The following is a 17,814-nucleotide window of genomic DNA, read 5'->3' as shown; positions in this document are numbered from 1 at the left end:
CTGGGACGCTTGGGACGCCCCGGCAGACTCAGGTGGGTGTGCGGGCGCAGGCGGGCGCGAGACGGGCGTATTGCGTCCCATGCGTCCCAACCGTCCCACCTTCTATTTTCTTTAGTGTTTTCAAAAAGAAAGACCGGGACACCAGCCGGGACGGTCTGGGACGGTCGGTTCGGAGGCTTCCATGGGCGTGATGTCCAACCGCCAGCGGCGGCAGATGCTGAAGGCGATCAAGGCCAGGCCGCAGCATCCGGCGCGGGACGAGGTGCTTGCGCGCGCCGCGCGCACGACGCCGGCCAAGACCGAGCCGGAGATGCGGGACGGCCTCCAGTGGCTGATCGACAAGGGCCGGCTGACGGCCGCCCAGCGAGTGGTGGCCGGGCGGTACAGGGACGGCTACCGCGACGCGGGCGAGGTCTCCACGCGCTCGTGCCTGGACGCGAGCGTGGGCGGGGGCGGCGTGGCCTTGAGCCCGGTCGAGGCGATGAGCGACGCCCGCCGGCAGATGTTCGTGTGGCGCTATGCCGTTCTGCGCGGGCAGGTCGACATGCTCACCGTGCTGGATGGGGTGTGCGGGGCGGGACACACGGTGCGGTATCTGGCCGGCGGGGATCAGGGCCGGGCGCGCGAGCTTGAAGCCGTGCTGAAGGTGGCGCTGGACATGCTGGTGGCGTTCGAGGCTGGACCGCCCGAGATCGCGATGGCTTGCGGAATTATTTAGAATCGCGGCAGTCATCCTTCACCGCACGAACTGCGACCGAAGCCCGCCTCACCCGGCGGGCTTCGGCGTTTCGGGGAGCGCCCATGCCCGTCATGCCGCCCCTGCATCGCGCGAAGTCGCAGCGGTCGCGGCGCGAGGCCAACCGCAGCTATGACGCGCGTCGGGGATCGGCGCGGGCGCGGGGCTACAGCGCGACGTGGGATCGGGCGTCGGCGGATCACCGGCGCGAGTTCCCCTTCTGCCAGTATTGCGAGGTCGGGGCGTTCGGCTCGGTGAGGGTCGCCGAGGTGGCGTGCGTCGATCACCTCTACCCCCACCAGGGCGACGACGATCTGTTCTGGCGCCGCGAATGGTGGGTCTCGGCCTGCACCGACTGCCACGCCGGACCCAAACAGGCGGCGGAGCGCCGCGGCGCCTCGACCCTCGACGCCCTGGCCGACCGGCTCGGCCGTCCCCGCCGAGGGGGATAGGGGGGTCGAAAGTCCACCGACCTCCGGCTTCGGACCGGCGGGGGAGTGTCGTGCGAGTTTTCGGGGAATCCTGAGGATTTTTTTGTGGGAGGCGCCCATGGGACGTCGGCCGGAACCCGCGGGCGTGAAGGCGGCGAAGGCCGCGGTGCGCAGCACGCGGAAGGCTTCGCCGGAAGTCGCGGCGGGCGAGGCGCCCGAGGCGGGGCTGAGGGCTCCGGCCTGGCTGAAGGGCAAGGGCCTGGAGATCTGGCAGAAGCGCGGCCCAATCCTGCGGGACATGCGCCTGTTGACGGCCGTCGACGAGCCGGCGTTCGCCCGATACTGCCGCAACTTCGGCAAATGGCTGGACATGCGTGAGGCCCTGGACAAGCGGGGCTACACCTATGACGCCACGACGACGCAAGGCGGAAAGCTACGCCGCGCGGACCCGGCGTTCCTGATCGCGGACCGTCTGGAGCGCCAGCTGCTGGCGGTCGAGGACCGGTTCGGCATGAACCCCTCGGAGCGCCAGCGGATCTTCGCCGCCCGCGCGGTCCCTGGCCGTGGCGAACTGCCCTTCGACTCCGACCGGCGACCGGAAGGCGCGGCGACCGCCGCCCAGCCGATCGACTCCCCGATCGGCGCCCTCAACTGACGCATGGCGGCCGCGCGGAAGTGGGCCGAACCTGAACGTCCGGCCTGCTTCGCGAAGTACCCGGGCGCGACCTGGGATTCCGAGGCGGGCGTCTGGCGCGACGGGGACTTCTGGTTCGACGCTCGCGCCGCCCAGGCCGCATCCGAGTTCTTCCCGAAGTACCTGTGCCTCACCGAGGGCGAGTGGGCCGGTCGGCCCTTCGTTCTGCAGCCCTGGCAGGAACACGACGTCGTCCGGCCGCTGTTCGGGTGGAAGCGGGCGGACGGCACGCGACGCTACCGCCGGTGCTTCATCTGGATCCCGCGGAAGAACGGCAAGACCGAGTTCGCCGCCGGGTTGATGCTGCTGATGCTGCTGGGCGACGCCGAGCCGGGCGGACAGGTGTTCTCGATCGCGGCGGAGAAGGACCAGGCCTCGATCGTGTTCAACAAGGCGACCACGATGGTCGCCTACTCCCAGGCGCTGGGCGAACTGCTGGAGACGCTGAAGACCTCGATCTACTGCCCGAAGCTGAACGCCTCGATCCGCCCGCTGTCGGGCAAACCGCACGGCAAGCATGGCCTGAACATGTCGGGCCTTGTGGGCGACGAGATCCACGAATGGAAGTCGGGGGACCTCTACACCTTCGTCCACGACAGCGCCGCCGCACGTCGCCAGCCGCTGGAGATCCTGATCTCGACGGCTGGAGTGAAAGGGACCTACGGCGAGGAAGTCTGGGACGAGTGCCAGGCCATTGTCGCCGGCGAGGTCGACGCGCCGGACACCCTGGTGGTGATCTACGCCGCCAACGACAATGACGACTGGACCGACCCGGAGGTCCACAAGCGGGCGAACCCCAACTTCGCCGTCTCGGTGAAGGTGGACGCCTTCAACACCGACCTGAAGCGGGCGCGCCAGCTCCCGCGGTACGAGAACGACTTCAAGCGCTACCGCCTCAACCTCTGGACCGAACAGGCGGTCCGTTGGCTTCCGATGGACGCGGTCGACGACGACGGCCGGCGGTTCGGCTGGGATCACTGCGTCGGCGCGACGCCCTGGCGGGAGCTGGAGCGCCGCCTGATCGGGAAGAAGTGCTACGGCGGCCTCGACCTGGCGGCGGTCAACGACCTGTCGGCGCTGGTGTGGTGGTTTCCGATCCAGGATGGCCTCGCCCGCCCTGTGATGCTTCCCCGGTTCTTCAAGCCGTCGGCGCTGATCAAGGAACATAGCCGGCGCGACAAGATCCGCTACGACCGGATGGCCGACACCGAAGGCCGGTACGCGGAGAGCGGGAGCCTTATCGCCACGCCGGGGAACGTCGCGGACTATCCGGCGATCCGGGCCCACATCCTGGCAGACGGGGCGAAGTTCAAGATCGCCTGGGCGGGGTCGGCGGAGTCCGAGGTTCCCCAGCACACAGGGTCGATCGCCATCGACCGATGGAACGCGATCGAGACGACGGTGAAGCTGCGAGAGGAAGGCCTTGCGGCCTGCCTGTTCGGCCAGGGTTTCGCGTCCATGTCGGCGCCGGCGAAGGAGCTGGAGCGCCTGGTTCTGGACAACGGGTTCGACCACGGCGGCCATCCGCTGCTGCGCGAACACGCCAAGGCTGTGGCGATCGAAACGGACGCCGCCGACAACATCAAGCCGTCGAAGTCGGCCTCGACGAGGCGCATCGACGGCATCGTCGGCGGCGTGATGGCCCTCGGCATCGCCCTGCCCGATCCCGGCGAGCCGGAAGAGAGCGTCTACGAGAAGCTGGCCCGGCAGCGTCGGGAGGCCGCCGAGCGGGAGGCTGCATGACCCAAGGCTCAGGCCCCCTGATACGCGCGGCGCGCGCATTCTCCACGGCGTGGAACCGCCTGACCCGCGCCACTTCCACGGCCGCCCGGCGGATCGTCACTGGCCGTTCGGCGGCGGGCGTCTACGTCGACGCCGACAACGCCCTGAAGAACGCCACGGTGTGGGCTTGCGTACAGTACCTTTCGCGCGCGGTGGCGCAGGTTCCCTGGCGCGTGATGGAAGAGGATCCGCGTTCCGGCCGGGTCCCTCGTCCAAGCCATCCCGTGGACTGGCTGCTGAACCGCCGCCCGAACGCGGAGATGGGCGCGTTCGTGTTCCGGCAGACCCTCATGCAGTGGGCACTTCGGTACGGCAACGGCTACGCGGAGATCGAGCGGGACAATCGCGGCGCGGTGTTCGCGCTCTGGCCGATCCACCCCGAGCGGGTCACTCCGTTCCGTCGCGACGGGGGCGAACTGGCCTACCGCGTCTCGAACGAACGCGGCGGGTACGTCGAACTGGGCGCCATGGACATGTTCCACGTCCGTGGCATGGGCGACGGCGCGGTCGGCCTGAGCGTGATCGCCTTCGCGGCGGAAAGCATCGGATGGGCCCAGGCCACGGAGCTGTTTGGCGCCACCTATTTCGGACAGGGGATGAACCCCTCGGGGATCGTGGAGACCGAGAAGCGCCTGACGCCCGAAGGCCTCGGGGCGCTGCGGGAGGAGCTGAAGCAGCTCTATCGCGGACCGAAGGGCGAGCGGACCGTCATCCTGGATGCGGGAATGAAGTTCTCCCGGCTGTCGACCCAACCCAACGACAGCCAGTTCATCGAGACCCGACAGCACCAGGTCGAGGAAATCTGCCGCTGGTTCGGTGTTCCGCCGCACAAGGTCATGCACCTGCTGCGCGCCACGTTCTCGAACATCGAACACCAGTCGATCGAAGTGGTGGTTGACAGCATCACGCCCTGGGCCCGCGTTCTGGAAGACGAGGCCGACTACAAGCTGTTCGGCGCCCGGAACCGCCAGGGCCTCTACACCAAGCTGCACCTTCAGGCGCTGATGCGCGGCGACGCCAAGAGCCGATCCGAGTTCTACTGGCGGATGTTCCAGATGGCCGGCCTTTCGCCGAACCAGATCTGCGAACTTGAGGACATGAACGGGTTCGGTCCCGAAGGCGACGTCCGCTTCGTGCCCGTGAACATGCAGACCCTGGACCGCGCCACCGCGCCGCCCACCGCGCCGGCGGCGCCGATCGGCCACAACGGCGGCCCCCAGTTCGACGAGAACGACCAAGATCCGGACGAGCCGGAACAGGAGGCCTGACATGGGCGCTGGCTACAGCATGACGGCCAAGGGCGAAGAGGCCGAGGTGTTCATCTACGAGGACGTGGGCGCGGGCTGGCTGGGGGGCGTCTCGGCGAAACAGTTCGCGGCGGACCTGAAGGCCCTGGGGTCGGTCAATACGATCAACCTGCGGATCAACAGCTATGGCGGCGAGGTCTTCGACGGCGTCGCGATCTACACTCAGCTCAAGAACCACCCGGCCCGCGTCGTGGCGCACATCGACGGCGTCGCGGCGTCGATCGCGAGCGTGATCGCCATGGCGGGCGACGAGATCCGGATGGCCGAAGCCGGCTTCCTGATGATCCACAACGCTTCGGGCGTAGTGTTCGGCGAAGCCAAGGACATGCGCAAGGTCGCCGATCTGCTGGACACGGTTACCGCGACGATCGCCGACGTCTACCATGCCCGTACCGGCCAGGACCTGGACGCGATCCGCAGCTACATGGACGACGAGACCTGGTTCACCGCCGCCGAGGCGCACGAGCTGCTGTTCGTCGACGCGATCGAGGAGAACCTCCGCGTCGCGGCATCGGGCGACCCGAAGGCGTTCTGGGCCGGGCGCGACCGGCCGAAACCCCGCGCGGCGGCCGACGTGGCGCGGTTGGCGAACGAAACCCAGGGCCTGGCTCCGCCGGTCGCGCCCGAGCAGACGGACGCGCCGAAGCCCCACCCCATCGCGGCCCGGGTCGCCCTGCAGCGGGCACAGCTCGCGACGCACCTGGCCAAGCGTTCCGCGGCCTAGCCGCCGATCCCCAAGCCGGCCGCAGGGCCGACTTCGCCCGCCGAACGGCGGTTCACACATCCTGGAGACTCCCATGCACTCGCACCGTATCCCGGTGAGCGTCGCGGCCCTGCTCGCCTGCTCGGCCGTCGCCGCCTTCCCGATCTTCAATCGCCTGGAAGACCATCTCGACGATCCCACCATCGTCGCGCATCGCGATCGCCAGGCCGAGCTGAACGAGCGCAGCTCCGCCATCCTGGCCAAGGCCGAAGAGGAGAAGCGCGAGCTGACCGAGGCCGAGCTGAAGCAGATCGAGGACAATTCGGCCGAATTCGACACGCTGGACCGTCAGATCTCGGCCCGCGTCCGCGTCCTCGACCAGGGCCAGCTGCTGAACGCACCCCGTGGCCGCCGAACCGATCCCGACGACGGCGTTGAGCAAGTCGATCGTCCGACCAACCGCGGTGAGCGGCTCGGCGCGGAGCCGCGGCCCTCGAACAGCCGCAGCAATGGCGGCTTCCGGAACTTCGGCGACTTTGCCGCTTCGGTTCGCAATGCGGCCACGCACCGCGGCGACGTCGATCCCCGTCTGCGGAACGCCGCGGCGTCTTCCGTCAGCTCGGAGTCGGTCGGCGCGGATGGCGGTTTCGCCGTACCGCCGGACTTCCGCGAAGCCATCGCCCAAAAGGTGTTCGGCGAGGATAGCTTGGTGGCGCGCACCGACCAGATGCGCAGCGCGTCCAACAGCATCACCATGCCCGTGGACATGACCACGCCGTGGGACACGACGGGCGGCATCCAGGCCTACTGGACGAACGAGGCCGCCGCGATCAATCAGTCGAAGATCCAGCTCGAAGAAGAGACGTTCAAGGCGCACAAGCTGGCGGTGCTGGTGCCGGTCACCGAGGAACTGCTGGAGGACGCCCCGGCGCTCAACGGCTACCTGGGCCGCAAGGCGCCGGAGAAGATCGACTTCAAGGTCTCGGACGCCATCGTGCGAGGTACTGGCGCCGGCCAGCCTCTCGGGTTCATGAACTCGCCGGCGCTGGTGACGGTGGCGGCCGAGGGCGGCCAGACACCCGATACGATCGTCGCCGCCAACATCTCGAAGATGTGGTCGCGCATGCCCACGTCGAGCCGCCGCAACGCCGTGTGGCTTGTCCACCCGGACGCCGAACCGCAGTTGGACTTCCTGTCGGTCGGCCAACAGCCCGTCTACATGCCGCCCGGCGGTCTCTCGGAAGCGCCCTACGGACGCCTCAAGGGCCGCCCCGTGATCCCACACCAGGTCTGCGAGACCATCGGCGACCTGGGGGACATCATGCTGGTGGACCTGGCTCAGTATCTTTCGCTGGTGAAGACCGGCGGCGGGCGGGACTCCAACGGCCTGAAGTCTGACGTCTCCATGCACCTGTGGTTCGACCAGGATCTGGTGGCGTTCAAGTTCACGCTGCGGATCGGCGGCCAGCCCTGGTGGTCGAAAGCCACTTCGCCCCGCGACGGATCGTCGACCATGTCGCCGTTCGTCACCCTGGCCAGCCGCTAGGGCGCGCCCTCTTCCTCTGAACCTCGCCGGCGGCGGCCAGACCGCCGCCGGCCCCAGCTTCCCGGCCGGCGAGGCCGCCCGGGCGGAGACCTGTCATGCAACACAACAACCTGCTGGTGGAGGCGTGCCAGATCGTCTCCGCGATCGTCCCGGTGAACCTGGCCACCGCCGCGAACAATGGCGACTGGGTCAGCCTGAAGAACTTCGACCGCGTCACCATCGTGGTGTTCAAAGGTGCGGGCACGGCCGGCGAAGACCCCGTCATCACGCTGCAGCAAGCCACGGCCGTGGCTGGCACAGGGGCCAAGGCCCTGAACTTCACCCGCATCGACAAGAAGATCGGGACGCAGACCGGCATCGGGGCGTTCACCACGGCCACCCAGGCCGCGGCCAACACGCACACCGACGCCGATAGCGCGGAGGCGGAGGGCCTGTTCGCGATCGAGGTGCAGGCCTCGGACCTCGACGTCTCCAACGGCTACGACTGCGTGCAGGTCTCGATCCCCGACGCGGGCACGAACGCCCAGATCGGCTGTGCGCTCTACATCCTCCGCAATGCCCGGTTCGCGGGTGCGGGCCTGCCGTCGGCCATCGTCGACTAGAGCGCCTGGCGTCGGGACGCCCTTCGCGGGGCGTCCCGCTTCGCTTCCCCGTCCCCACTCCGCATGCGCGCGCCGCGCGCATCGCTGCGCCCGCCAAAGGACCCGCCATGCGTATCACCTTCCTCCGAGACGAAATCTACGAGACCGAGGGGCCCGGTAAGGGCCCGGCCTTCCCCGCCGGATCGACGTGGGATTGCGCCGACGACTTCGGCGACCGCTGGCTGAGGCGCGCCGCCGCCGAGCGGATCGGTAACCAGGTCCCCAGGGATGGGGCGAGGTTCGTGGAAGTCACGCGCGGCCGAGGCGCGGGCGCCGAGGCCGCTGCGGAGAAGGCCGCTGCGGAGAAGGCCGCTGCGGAAAAGGCCTGACCCATGTGGAACCGCCTCGTCCGGGTCTCGGCGCCCATCGCCGACGCCCTGTCGCTGGAGGACGCCCGCAGCCACTTGAACCTGACGGGCGTCGCGGACCACGACGGTGTCCTGGCGGGGTTCATCGCCGACGCCATCGCCACCTTCGAGGGCCCATCCGGCATCGGCGTGTGCCTGATCGAACAGACCTGGCGGCTGTCGCTCGACCGCTGGCCAGCCCGCATCGACGTGCCGCTGGGTCCGGTCTCGGCCGTCGTCGACGTGACCTACCTGGACCCGATAGGAGCCGAACAACCCCTCGATCCCGACGACTACGTCTTCGACCTCGACCGCCGGCCGCTGCGGATCTGGCCCGCGGAGGGGGTGAGCTGGCCCGCCCACAAGGTCGGCCCCGGCGCGATCAAGGTGACGTTCAAAGCCGGGTTCGGGCCCGCGGCGGCCGACCTGCCGGCCGATATCGTCGGCGCCCTGAAGGTGATCGTGGGCCAGCGCTTCGAGAACCGTGGTTCCGACGCTCTCCCCGCCGCCGCCGAGGCGGTGATCGAACGCTATCGCCGCGGCCGCGTGGGCTGACCCCCGCGCGCCGCCCTGTCCGCATCACAACCCAAACCGAAACCTGGAGGGCCAGATGGCCGACCTGACAATCACCGCCGCCAACGTCCTGCAAGGCGCCGGCGCACGCACCGAAACGGGCCTCGCCGGCGCGGCCGTCACCGCCGGCCAGGTCGTGGCCAAGGAGGCCACCGGCAAGTACGTGCTGGCGGACTGCGACCACGCCACCTCCGCCCTGCGCTCACCGGCGGGGATCGCCCTTCACGCCGCGGCGGCGAACCAGCCGTTGACGGTGCTGGTCAAAGGCAAGGTCGCGATCGGCGCCACCGTCGCGGCCAGCGTGCCCTACTTCCTTTCGCCCACGGCGGGCGGCATCTGCCCCCTGGACGATGTGCTGGCCGGCGATTTCGCCGTGTTCCTTGGCTTCGGGATCTCCACGTCGGTCATCGACGTGAACATCGTCGAGGCCGGTGTGGTGAAGGCCTAGAGCCAATCGTGGCCGCAGGCGCGCTCGGCCCGCTCGGGTCGCTCGATCGCACGGTGGCGTTCCAGCGCCCGATCGTCCGCAAGGACGCGTTGGGCGAGGCCGTGCCCGCCGGATGGGAGACCTTCGCCACCGTCATGGGGCGACGGACGCCCGTGAGCGACGGCGAGCGCGTCGCGGCCGCCCAGGTGCAGCGCGTGATCACCGATCGCTTCGTCACGCACTGGAGCGCCGAGCTGGCCGGGCTGGACCTGACCCAGCAGGTCCTGTGCGAAGGCCTGACCTATGCCCTGGTCAGCCGCAAGGAGTTGGGTCGCCGGTCCGGCCTGGAGTGGTCGGCGATGGCGCGCCCGGTCGAACCGGCATGAAGACCCGGGTCAAGATCGAAGGGTTGTCGCAAACCCTCGCGAACCTCAACGCCCTGCCCAAGGCGCTGGGCCGTGGCACGCTGCGGCGTGTCCTCACCAAGGCGATCGAGCCGATGGCCGAGACCGCGCGCGCCCTGGCGCCCGACGACCCCCGGACCGGCCCGCCGCACGACCTGAAGTCGTCGATCCAGGTGTCGGGCGAGCAACGCAGTAGCCGCCTTTCGGTCCGCCGCGATCGGGACGCCCGAGGCCGATACGTCCGCGTCTACATGGGGCCGACGAAGGACGGCTACCCGCAAGCCATGCCGCAGGAGTTCGGCGCCGAGCATCATCCCCCGACCCCGTTCATGCGCCCGGCCTGGGATGTTCACGCGGAGTCGGCGCTGAGCCAGATCGCCACGGATTCGGCGGCCGAGGTGAAGAAGACGGCCGACCGGTTGGCGCAGCGCCAGGCGCGGGCCGCGTCCAAGGCCAAGGCCTGAGCGTGGAAGCGCTGCTCAAGGCCGCGTTCCTGGCGGATGCGGACGTGGTGGAGATGGTCGTGGACCGGGCGCACTGGGACCAGCTCCCCGATCGCAAGCGCGTCCCTGCGGTGATCTTCCACGAGATCGGCGGGGGCGGCTTCCGCCACACCATGCGCGGGCGTGTCCCGACGACGGAGTACGTGGTCCAGGTGGACTGCTGGGCCGCCAGCAAGGCCGCCGCCCTGGACCTTCGCCGCCGCGCCCTGGCCGCCCTGGATCGCCTGAAGGGCCCGGCGCTGGAGGCGTTTCCCGAACGCTCGCACGCGAGCTGGACCCCCACCCCCGGCGCCGGCGTCGACCGCGCCACCAGCCTGTTCCGCGCCAGCATCGACGTCCGCTGCTGGCATCACGAAACCGCCTAACCCCAGGAGAGCGCCATGTCCGCGTCCGAAGTGGAAGTCGCCTATGAATGCACGCTCGAAGTCGAGACCGCCGCCGGGTCCGGGATCTACTTCGAACTGGCCGAGATCAAGACGATGATGAAGCCGAACCCGCAGGTCGAGAAGCACGACGTCACCCACATGAAGTCGCCCAATCGGGCGCGGGAGAAGCGGTCGGGCCTCAAGGAGTACGGGACCGTGACCTACGGCCTGAACTGGATCCCGGACAGCCCGACCGACGACTTCATCGAAGACTGGATCGACTCCGGCGAGAGCCGTTCGACCCGCCTGACGTTCAACCCCGGCGGCGCGACCCGCACCTTCCTGTCGTCCCCCGAAGGCTATCCGGCCGAAGCGGAAGTGGGCCAGCCGTACGAAGCCACCCTCGACCTGTCGGTCGACGGTGCGGTCGCGCGGAGCTGAGGATCATGAGCAAGGGCGCGATGGCCGTGGCCCTGACCCTGGGTCGCGGCGAGGCGGAGACCACGTACTGGCTGCAGTACGACGTCGACAAGATGGCTCAGTTGGAAGAGTTGCTGGACCTCGACATCGAAGAGATCAACCGGCGCATCGCCACCAGCAAGCGGATCGGGTTCGCTCGAGCCGTGCTGTGGGCGGGCCTACAGGCGCACCATCCCGACATCGCCCTGAAACCCGCAGGGGAACTGCTGCGTCTGCCGGGGGCCGACAAGGTCGGCGAAAAGGTCCTGGCCGCACTCGAGAAGGCCTTTCCCTCCCCGGAGGCGGCCGAAGGGCTCGCGGACCCTCCGCCGACGCCGGAAGGCTAGGCTGGGACTGGCATCGCCTGCACCGCCTGTGGTGCCGGCTGGGCCTGCCTCCCGACTCCTTCTGGCGTCAGACCCCCCGAACCCTGACGAGCGCCCTGCGTGGCCGCGTTGAAGCGCTACAATCCGACCGAGACAGCCGCGTCGAACTCGCCTGGCTCACCGAGGCCTACAGCCGCAGCGGCCGGAGTTTCCCGCGCACGGCCGCCGCCGCCGTGGGCCGCCCCGACGCGGCTCAGCAAGCCACCACGCCCGTGGCGATGATGAAGCTGATGGACGAAGTCGGGCGCGCCGCCGAGCGGCGGCTCGGGCGTCAGGCCCGCAGCCAGACCCGTCCCCCTCCTTCCAAGGACACCCCATGAGCGGAAAGTCGATCATCGGCGCGCTGCACGTCGCCTTCAGCGCCGACACCGCGGAGCTGTCGAAGGGCCTGGACAGCGTCAAGGCGAAGCTGGGCGGGCTGGCCAAGGTCGCGGGCTTCACCGGGGCGGCCATCGGCGCGGGCCTGGCTGCGGCGGCCGTGGGCCTGTCGGCTGCGGTGAAGGGCTCGATCGACGCGGCCGACCAAATGGACGAGATGGCCCAGAAGGTGGGCGTGGGCGTCGAGGGCCTGAGCCGGCTGAAGTATGCCGCCGAGATCTCGGGCGTCTCCATGGACACCCTGTCGACGGGCCTGAAGCGCCTGTCGGCTGGGATGATGGAAGCGGCGACCACGGGCACGGGCAAGGCGGCCGGGGCGCTGGCGCGTCTGGGCGTCGAGGTGCGCGACGCCAGTGGCGCGCTGCGCGACAGCGACGCCGTGCTGGTGGACGTGGCCGAGCGGTTCTCGATCATGCAGGACGGGGCGAACAAGACCGCCTTGGCCATGTCGCTGTTCGGGAAGTCGGGCGCCGACATGATCCCGTTCCTGAACGAGGGCGCGGACGGCATCGCCCGGCTGAGGGCCGAAGCAGACGACCTCGGCATCACGTTGAGCGCCGAGGCCGCCGCGTCGGCCGGCAAGTTCAACGAGAACCTGGACCGCCTGAAGGCGGTCGGTGGCGGCCTGACGAACCAGCTCGCGACCGCGCTGCTGCCCGCCTTGGAGGGTATCACCAACGGACTGGTGGTGGTGGCCAAGAACGCGGACCTGGTGAAGGGCATCGGCCAGGCCCTGGGCTTCACGCTGAAACTGCTGGCGTCAGCGGCCATCGGCGTGGCGTCGCAGTTCGCGGTCATGGGCCGGAACATCGCCACCACGGGGACGATCATCACGCGGGTGCTGAAGGGGGATTTCGGCGGCGCGGCGCAAGCCTACCGCGACGGCGTCACCAAGAACATGCAGGGCCTGGCGACGGCCGCGGACAGCATCCGCGCGATCTGGACCAAGACCGCCGGGGACGTGAAGCGTGATGCCCCCGGCCTGAGCGACGACCTCGCCAAACCGGCCGTCGACGGCGCCAAGAAGGTGAAGGCCGCGCGCCAGAGCCTGGAGACCGAGGCGGAGAAGATGGCCCGCGCGATCCGCGAGTTCATCGCGGCGGAACAGTCGTCGATGACCAACGCCGGGCTTTCGGAGAACGAGCGCCGCGCGCGCCAGGCCATCGTCAAGGCGCACGAAGCCTATCTCGCCGGCCTCTATGACGAAGCGAAGGTGCTGGGAGAACTGGCAAAGGCCTATCGTGACGGAGATGTTCAGCTTCAAAAGCTGGACGATCGGCAGGTTCAGTTCATCAAGAACCTGAACGAGCATGCGCCGCAGTTCGAGCAGACCTGGGATGATTTCGTCAACAAGGTCCTCGAGGCTGAGAACGCTTTCCGCCAATCGGAGTACGCAGTCGAGGACCTGATCTCCGGAATCCGCAACGGCGACTGGTTCGGGGCCTTCTCCGGGCTGATCCGCGCGCTGGACGGGGTGAAGAGGGCGTTCGCTGAGTCCGGCAATGCCGCCAGCAGGTTCGCAGCCGTCGCCGGCTTGGCCAGCGCGGCCGGGAGCGCGATTGGCGGCAAGGTCGGCGGCGCGCTGTCAGGGGCGGCGAGCGGCGCCGCCGCAGGCGCTACGTTCGGTCCCGTCGGCGCCGTCGTCGGCGGCATCCTCGGCGGTCTCGGCGGCTTGTTCGGCGCGAGCAAGGCGAAGAAGCGGGCCAAGGCCCAGGCGAAGGCCGAAGCCGAGCGGCGGGCCGCCGAGCTGGCCGCGGCGAAGCGGGCGCTGGAAATCCAGCTCATGGAGCTGGCCGGGGACGCGACCGGCGCCCTGACGGCGCGGCGCGCCGAGGAACTGAAGGCGCTGGACGCGTCGCTGCACGGACTGCAGGAGGAAATCTGGGCGCGGCAGGATGCGGCCGACGCCGCGGCGAAGGCGGCCGAGATGGTGGCCCAGCGCACGGCGCTGGAACGCGAACTGCTGCGGCTGCACGACGCGGACGCGGCCCTGGCCGCGGACCGGGCCGACGCCCTGGCGGCGCTGGACCCGGCGCTGCGCGGCCTGCAGCAGACGATCTACGACGTGATCGACGCCACGGCGGCGGCGGAGGCCGCGCAGCAACAGCTCGCCGAGATCGAGGCGGCGGCGGCCGACCGCCGGTCCGACGCCGAGGACCGGCTGTCGCGGGCGCGGGACGACGCCGCCGAGGCCGCCGAGCGCGAGATCTCGGCGCTGGAGGACGTGCGCGACCGCTTCGCGGACATCGCCGACGAGCTCGCGGCCTTCCGCAAGGACCTGCGCGCGCAGACCCTGGCGGGCGACCCGCGGCGGGAGTTGATCGTCGCGCGGGCGGCCTTCATGCAGCTGGAGGGCCGCACCGACGCGGAGTCACTGGCGAAACTGCCCGAGCTGGGCCGCGCGCTGCTGGCCGCCGAAGCCAAGGCGGCGCCGAACGCCCGGGCGCTGGCGCAGGCCACCAGCCGGGTGATGCAGGCGGTGAACGCGGGCGAAGTCGCCGCCCGGTCGCAGGTCAGCGTCGCCGAACAGCAGATCGCCGCGCTGACCAGCACGGCGACCGCTCTGGGCCTGTTCAACCTGAACGTCATGACGTTCGCCGAAGCCCAGGAACGGCTCGGCCGGGCGATCGTGGATCAGGCCGACGTGATGCGGGAGACCGGCGCGCAGATCGAGGCGGCGTCCTCAGCGGTGGCGGCGGCGCTCGCCACGGTGGCGGCGGCCGTCAACACCAATGCCCCGCCGGCCTTGATCCCCCCGCCCATCGACGCCGCCCTGACGGCGACCCTGGCCGGCGCCGCCACGGCGCTCGGCGGCGGCCTGGAGCTGCAGGACCCCGGAGGCCTCGGCGCGGCCATCGCCGGCGGCCTCGCCCCCTACTTCGAACAGATCGTGGTCAACACCGGCGGGACATTCCGGCTGCTGGATGACGCGACACAGGGCGGGGACGCCCTGCGGACCGTGGCGGCCTAGCCATGTTCTCCATGCTGATCCCGGTGGCGGTGGATCCCGACGCCCTGGTCGCAACCAGCGTCGTCGACGTCGAGGCGGCCTGGAGCGCGCTCACAACCTATTCCGCCGGCCAGGCGGTCTATCGCGTGCTCGGCAACGTCCATCAGCGGTTCGTGTCGGCCCAGGGCTCCAACACGAACCACGTCCCCGAGGACGACGACGGGACCTGGTGGATCGACGAGGGCCCGACGAACGCGTGGGCCATGTTCGACGACACGACCACGACGGTGACGTCCGATCCGGACGCGATCGAGGTTGAGATCGAGGTCCCCGCGACGGATCGGGTCGACACGATCTGGCTGGCCGCGCTGGGCGCGGAGACCGTGCGGGTGCGGGTCGACGACCCGATCGAGGGGCCGATCTACGACGAGACGTTCAGCCTTGCCGACCCCGGCTCGGTCCTGGACTGGTTCGCCTACTTCTACGACGACGTGCAGTTCCGCCAGGAGTTGCTGGTCACCGACCTGCCCAACGGCGCCGGTTCGACCCTGACCGTCACGGTGGCCCGCCCCGGCGACGATGCGGAATGCGGCCAGCTTCTGCTGGGGCAGCGGGCGCCGATCGGCCAGACGCGGTGGGGCGTCCGCACCGAGATCCGCGACTACACCCGCTGGCTCGAGAACGACTTCGGCGACCGGGTGCTGGTCAAGGGCGCCTACCGCAAGCTCATCTCGGCCGAGTTCATCCTGGAGAACCGGCTGAAGGACGCGGTGGAACGCGAGCTGACCGCCGCCCGAGGCGAGCCGCGCCTGTACGTGGCCGACGAGGACTACACCACGCTGGCCGCCTTCGGGACCGCGAAGTGGGCGGTGGAGATGAGCCTGCCGCCAGACCTCTCCCTGTGTTCGATCCAGATCGAGAGCAACACCTGACATGCCGGTCACGCCCACCCCCTCGATCACGCCCGCGCCGGAGCCGCCCCAGCGGCTGACCGACAGCCGAGCGGCCTTCGTCTCGAAGGCGGATGCCTATGTCGCATGGCAGGCAGCGTCGGGTCCGCAGTACCAGGCCGTCGGCGAGGCGGCCGAGGCGAACGCCCAGGCGACATATGAGGCCGCGTCGGAACTCGCCGGCGTCGTGGCGGTGGCGTCGGACGGCGCGAACCTGGTCGCCCAGAGCAACAGCAGCCTGACGGCGGTGGCGGGGGTGAAGGTCGTGACCTTCCTGGAGGCGAAGCCGATCCTGGCGACGCTGCATCGACGGGTGGCGATCGTCCAACTGACGGACCCCAGCATCAGGATGTTCGGTGAGATCACGGCGGTGGCGTCGGCGTCTCAGGTCACCGTGACCGTGGACGAGAACGGCGTGTTCGGGTCGGGGAACCACGACCGCTGGCAGGTGATCGACGCGGCGTTCTACGCCAGCGGCGCGACGGCGACCGAGGTGCGGGCGGGCGTGACCGAGGCGGCGGCCGTCACGCCGAAGGCCCTGGCCGACGCGGTGCCGTTCGGGCCGCTGACCGACGCCGCGACGGTGGCTTGGGACGCGGTCGCCGACGGCGTCCATGTCCGGCTGACCCTGACCGCCAACGGCCACACCGTGGGGGCGCCGACCGGCCTGATCGATGGGATGACCTACGTCCTCAACATCAACCCGGCCACCTACACATGCAGCTGGGCGTCGATCTGGGACTTCGGCCAGGTGGGGCCGCCTGGCCTCCCGGCGTCGGCCTGGAGCAAGGTGACAGCACAGTACAACGCCGACCGGGGCAAGCTCGAAGCCGCCGTCTGGCGGGGCGCCTGATGTATCCGCAGGCGACGCAACTGCTGGGCGCCGGCGCGCTGGTCGTCGAGTACCTGATCGTCGGTGGCGGTGGCGGCGGGGACAGCGGGGCCTATGCCACCAACACGCTGAGGGGCGGCCTGGACGGACAGGTCGTCCCGGGCTCGGTGACCTTGGGCGCGGGGCAGAGCTGCGCGGTGCAGGTGGGCGCCGGCGGTGCGGCGCGCACCAACGGCGGGGCGTCGTCCTTCAATGGCGTCACGGCGAGTGGCGGCGCCCATTCGGGCCAGGTCGGCAACGGCGTCGATGGCACGACGAGTTCGATCAGCGGGACCCCGACGGTCTACGGGTCCAGCGGGGGCGCGGGCCGCTTCTACGACGGCGGGAGCGGGGCCGGAACAGGCCATCCGGGCGGAACGAACGCAGGGTCGGGCGGCGACGGCTTCTCGGACCCGACCACGGCCGGCGCGGGGAGCGGGACCAACGGCGTCGCGAACCGCGGCGGGGGCGGCGGCGGGAAATCGGAATGCCGTTCGGGAGATTCCGTTGTGGTTGGCGCGTCCAGCGGCGGCTCCGGCGGCTCCGGCGTCGTCATCGTGCGCTACCTCGGTCCGCAGCGCGCCACCGGCGGCACGATCACCAGCGCCGGCGGCTACACGATCCACGCCTTCACCGGCGTCGGCGCCGCGACCTTCTTCGTCACAGGCTGATCCCATGCGCATCTTCACCACCCCTGACGCCCAGGGCGAACCCCTGTCGATCGCGCCCGGCTTCCCGTTCCGCACCTACTGGAAGGTGGTCGAGACGCCGGCGGAGGCGGCGGCCAGCGGCCAGCCGATCGGCGGCCTGATGGCCAGCGAGATCGCGCACCCCTGGGACGCGCTGGACCGCTGGGACGAGGCGGTTCTCGCGCGGTTCGCGATCACCTTCGAGGATGTGGACGACCCGCCACCGCCGCTGCCGGCGGAGGTGCCGATGTACAAGGTGCGCAAGTTCCTGGCGGTGCAGGGCCTGACGCAGGCTGTTCAGGACGCGCTGGAGGCGCTGCCCGAACCGGGCCGCACCCTGGCGCTGATCGACTACGAATATGCGCCGAACCTGGTCGTCCAGTCGTCGCTGGCCCTGGGCGTGAAAGCCGCGCTGGATCTGACCGACACGCAGTACGCCGAGATGGTCCACGCCGCCAACGCGATGCCCTGAGCGCGCCCCTCGCCCTCCCCTGCATGCGCGCGCCGCGCGCATCGCCCCACGCTCATTCCATTCCGGAGCTTCCGAACATGCCCCTTCCCCGCTTCGGGCTGGGCCGCGGCGTGATCCCCGCGAGCTCGCGGCCGCCGCCGTCCAGCCAGACCGCCGGCCAGCCGATCGGCCTGCTCCTCATCCTGACAAAGGCGAACTGA

Annotated in this window: 22 protein-coding genes; all 22 read left to right on the top strand. The window is 70.0% G+C overall.

The window, feature by feature from the left end; genetic code table 11:
- The first annotated feature begins 181 nt into the window (after positions 1-181).
- The 22 genes from WG212_RS08205 (at position 182) to WG212_RS08100 (ending at position 17,814) form a co-directional block, all read left to right on the top strand.
- Entirely contained in the window at positions 182-718 is a 537-nt protein-coding gene (locus WG212_RS08205; protein ID WP_337186594.1) for a hypothetical protein, read from the top strand.
- 83 nt (positions 719-801) lie between these two features.
- Positions 802-1,188, top strand: coding sequence for a hypothetical protein (locus WG212_RS08200; RefSeq protein WP_337186593.1), 387 nt, complete (start codon positions 802-804; stop codon positions 1,186-1,188).
- Between the two features lie 97 nt (positions 1,189-1,285).
- Positions 1,286-1,822, top strand: coding sequence for a phage terminase small subunit P27 family (locus WG212_RS08195; protein ID WP_337186592.1), 537 nt, complete (start codon positions 1,286-1,288; stop codon positions 1,820-1,822).
- Positions 1,823-1,825: 3 nt separating this feature from the next.
- Entirely contained in the window at positions 1,826-3,604 is a 1,779-nt protein-coding gene (locus WG212_RS08190; protein WP_337186591.1) for a terminase large subunit, read from the top strand.
- The gene (locus WG212_RS08185) at positions 3,601-4,911 is read left to right on the top strand and encodes a phage portal protein (RefSeq protein WP_337186590.1); all 1,311 of its coding nucleotides are present in this window, start codon (positions 3,601-3,603) and stop codon (positions 4,909-4,911) included. Before WG212_RS08190 ends, WG212_RS08185 begins: the two co-directional genes overlap by 4 nt.
- Position 4,912: 1 nt before the next feature.
- Positions 4,913-5,674, top strand: coding sequence for a head maturation protease, ClpP-related (locus WG212_RS08180; RefSeq protein WP_337186589.1), 762 nt, complete (start codon positions 4,913-4,915; stop codon positions 5,672-5,674).
- A gap of 73 nt (positions 5,675-5,747) precedes the next feature.
- Entirely contained in the window at positions 5,748-7,199 is a 1,452-nt protein-coding gene (locus WG212_RS08175) for a phage major capsid protein (protein ID WP_337186588.1), read from the top strand.
- 95 nt (positions 7,200-7,294) lie between these two features.
- Entirely contained in the window at positions 7,295-7,801 is a 507-nt protein-coding gene (locus tag WG212_RS08170) for a hypothetical protein (RefSeq protein ID WP_337186587.1), read from the top strand.
- A gap of 107 nt (positions 7,802-7,908) precedes the next feature.
- Complete coding sequence (locus tag WG212_RS08165) at positions 7,909-8,169, top strand: hypothetical protein (protein WP_337186586.1); 261 nt, start codon at positions 7,909-7,911, stop codon at positions 8,167-8,169.
- Positions 8,170-8,172: 3 nt separating this feature from the next.
- A complete protein-coding gene (locus tag WG212_RS08160; RefSeq protein WP_337186585.1) occupies positions 8,173-8,742 on the top strand; it encodes a hypothetical protein in 570 nt (189 codons plus the stop codon).
- A gap of 55 nt (positions 8,743-8,797) precedes the next feature.
- A complete protein-coding gene (locus WG212_RS08155) occupies positions 8,798-9,208 on the top strand; it encodes a hypothetical protein (RefSeq protein WP_337186584.1) in 411 nt (136 codons plus the stop codon).
- 8 nt (positions 9,209-9,216) lie between these two features.
- Positions 9,217-9,573: a head-tail adaptor protein gene (locus WG212_RS08150; protein ID WP_337186583.1), complete on the top strand. Its 357-nt coding sequence runs from the start codon at positions 9,217-9,219 to the stop codon at positions 9,571-9,573.
- On the top strand, positions 9,570-10,055 hold the full coding sequence (locus WG212_RS08145) for an HK97-gp10 family putative phage morphogenesis protein (protein ID WP_337186582.1): 486 nt from the start codon (positions 9,570-9,572) through the stop codon (positions 10,053-10,055). The genes WG212_RS08150 and WG212_RS08145 overlap by 4 nt, the downstream gene beginning before the upstream one ends.
- 2 nt (positions 10,056-10,057) lie before the next feature.
- Positions 10,058-10,459 (top strand): DUF3168 domain-containing protein, encoded by a 402-nt coding sequence (locus WG212_RS08140; protein ID WP_337186581.1) that lies wholly within the window; start codon positions 10,058-10,060, stop codon positions 10,457-10,459.
- A 15-nt stretch (positions 10,460-10,474) separates the two neighbouring features.
- On the top strand, positions 10,475-10,900 hold the full coding sequence (locus WG212_RS08135; RefSeq protein WP_337186580.1) for a phage tail tube protein: 426 nt from the start codon (positions 10,475-10,477) through the stop codon (positions 10,898-10,900).
- A 5-nt stretch (positions 10,901-10,905) separates the two neighbouring features.
- Positions 10,906-11,265 carry a hypothetical protein gene (locus WG212_RS08130; protein WP_337186579.1) on the top strand — a complete coding sequence of 120 codons (360 nt, stop codon included), beginning with the start codon at positions 10,906-10,908 and terminating at the stop codon, positions 11,263-11,265.
- A gap of 355 nt (positions 11,266-11,620) precedes the next feature.
- Positions 11,621-14,653 carry a hypothetical protein gene (locus WG212_RS08125; protein WP_337186578.1) on the top strand — a complete coding sequence of 1,011 codons (3,033 nt, stop codon included), beginning with the start codon at positions 11,621-11,623 and terminating at the stop codon, positions 14,651-14,653.
- Between the two features lie 2 nt (positions 14,654-14,655).
- Positions 14,656-15,564, top strand: a complete 909-nt coding sequence (locus WG212_RS08120) for a hypothetical protein (RefSeq protein WP_337186577.1) — start codon at positions 14,656-14,658, stop codon at positions 15,562-15,564.
- 1 nt (position 15,565) lies between these two features.
- Entirely contained in the window at positions 15,566-16,435 is an 870-nt protein-coding gene (locus WG212_RS08115) for a hypothetical protein (protein ID WP_337186576.1), read from the top strand.
- A complete protein-coding gene (locus WG212_RS08110; protein ID WP_337186575.1) occupies positions 16,435-17,124 on the top strand; it encodes a glycine-rich domain-containing protein in 690 nt (229 codons plus the stop codon). Before WG212_RS08115 ends, WG212_RS08110 begins: the two co-directional genes overlap by 1 nt.
- A gap of 4 nt (positions 17,125-17,128) precedes the next feature.
- Positions 17,129-17,614, top strand: coding sequence for a hypothetical protein (locus WG212_RS08105; protein ID WP_337186574.1), 486 nt, complete (start codon positions 17,129-17,131; stop codon positions 17,612-17,614).
- A gap of 77 nt (positions 17,615-17,691) precedes the next feature.
- Positions 17,692-17,814 carry a hypothetical protein gene (locus tag WG212_RS08100; RefSeq protein ID WP_337186573.1) on the top strand — a complete coding sequence of 41 codons (123 nt, stop codon included), beginning with the start codon at positions 17,692-17,694 and terminating at the stop codon, positions 17,812-17,814.

The organism is Phenylobacterium sp. (assembly GCF_037189685.1).
Taxonomy (GTDB): domain Bacteria; phylum Pseudomonadota; class Alphaproteobacteria; order Caulobacterales; family Caulobacteraceae; genus Phenylobacterium.
This window is presented reverse-complemented; position numbering and strand designations above follow the sequence as displayed.

Bases quoted from the DNA above. Each gene is read 5' to 3' on its own strand.
- WG212_RS08170 (WP_337186587.1), top strand. From the start codon at position 7,295: ATGCAACACAACAACCTGCTGGTGGAGGCGTGCCAGATCGTCTCCGCG.
- WG212_RS08130 (WP_337186579.1), top strand. From the start codon at position 10,906: ATGAGCAAGGGCGCGATGGCCGTGGCCCTGACCCTGGGTCGCGGCGAG.
- WG212_RS08190 (WP_337186591.1), top strand. From the start codon at position 1,826: ATGGCGGCCGCGCGGAAGTGGGCCGAACCTGAACGTCCGGCCTGCTTC.
- WG212_RS08135 (WP_337186580.1), top strand. From the start codon at position 10,475: ATGTCCGCGTCCGAAGTGGAAGTCGCCTATGAATGCACGCTCGAAGTC.
- WG212_RS08195 (WP_337186592.1), top strand. From the start codon at position 1,286: ATGGGACGTCGGCCGGAACCCGCGGGCGTGAAGGCGGCGAAGGCCGCG.
- WG212_RS08200 (WP_337186593.1), top strand. From the start codon at position 802: ATGCCCGTCATGCCGCCCCTGCATCGCGCGAAGTCGCAGCGGTCGCGG.
- WG212_RS08145 (WP_337186582.1), top strand. From the start codon at position 9,570: ATGAAGACCCGGGTCAAGATCGAAGGGTTGTCGCAAACCCTCGCGAAC.
- WG212_RS08165 (WP_337186586.1), top strand. From the start codon at position 7,909: ATGCGTATCACCTTCCTCCGAGACGAAATCTACGAGACCGAGGGGCCC.
- WG212_RS08155 (WP_337186584.1), top strand. From the start codon at position 8,798: ATGGCCGACCTGACAATCACCGCCGCCAACGTCCTGCAAGGCGCCGGC.
- WG212_RS08105 (WP_337186574.1), top strand. From the start codon at position 17,129: ATGCGCATCTTCACCACCCCTGACGCCCAGGGCGAACCCCTGTCGATC.
- WG212_RS08185 (WP_337186590.1), top strand. From the start codon at position 3,601: ATGACCCAAGGCTCAGGCCCCCTGATACGCGCGGCGCGCGCATTCTCC.
- WG212_RS08120 (WP_337186577.1), top strand. From the start codon at position 14,656: ATGTTCTCCATGCTGATCCCGGTGGCGGTGGATCCCGACGCCCTGGTC.
- WG212_RS08110 (WP_337186575.1), top strand. From the start codon at position 16,435: ATGTATCCGCAGGCGACGCAACTGCTGGGCGCCGGCGCGCTGGTCGTC.
- WG212_RS08205 (WP_337186594.1), top strand. From the start codon at position 182: ATGGGCGTGATGTCCAACCGCCAGCGGCGGCAGATGCTGAAGGCGATC.
- WG212_RS08125 (WP_337186578.1), top strand. From the start codon at position 11,621: ATGAGCGGAAAGTCGATCATCGGCGCGCTGCACGTCGCCTTCAGCGCC.
- WG212_RS08180 (WP_337186589.1), top strand. From the start codon at position 4,913: ATGGGCGCTGGCTACAGCATGACGGCCAAGGGCGAAGAGGCCGAGGTG.
- WG212_RS08100 (WP_337186573.1), top strand. From the start codon at position 17,692: ATGCCCCTTCCCCGCTTCGGGCTGGGCCGCGGCGTGATCCCCGCGAGC.
- WG212_RS08160 (WP_337186585.1), top strand. From the start codon at position 8,173: ATGTGGAACCGCCTCGTCCGGGTCTCGGCGCCCATCGCCGACGCCCTG.
- WG212_RS08115 (WP_337186576.1), top strand. From the start codon at position 15,566: ATGCCGGTCACGCCCACCCCCTCGATCACGCCCGCGCCGGAGCCGCCC.
- WG212_RS08175 (WP_337186588.1), top strand. From the start codon at position 5,748: ATGCACTCGCACCGTATCCCGGTGAGCGTCGCGGCCCTGCTCGCCTGC.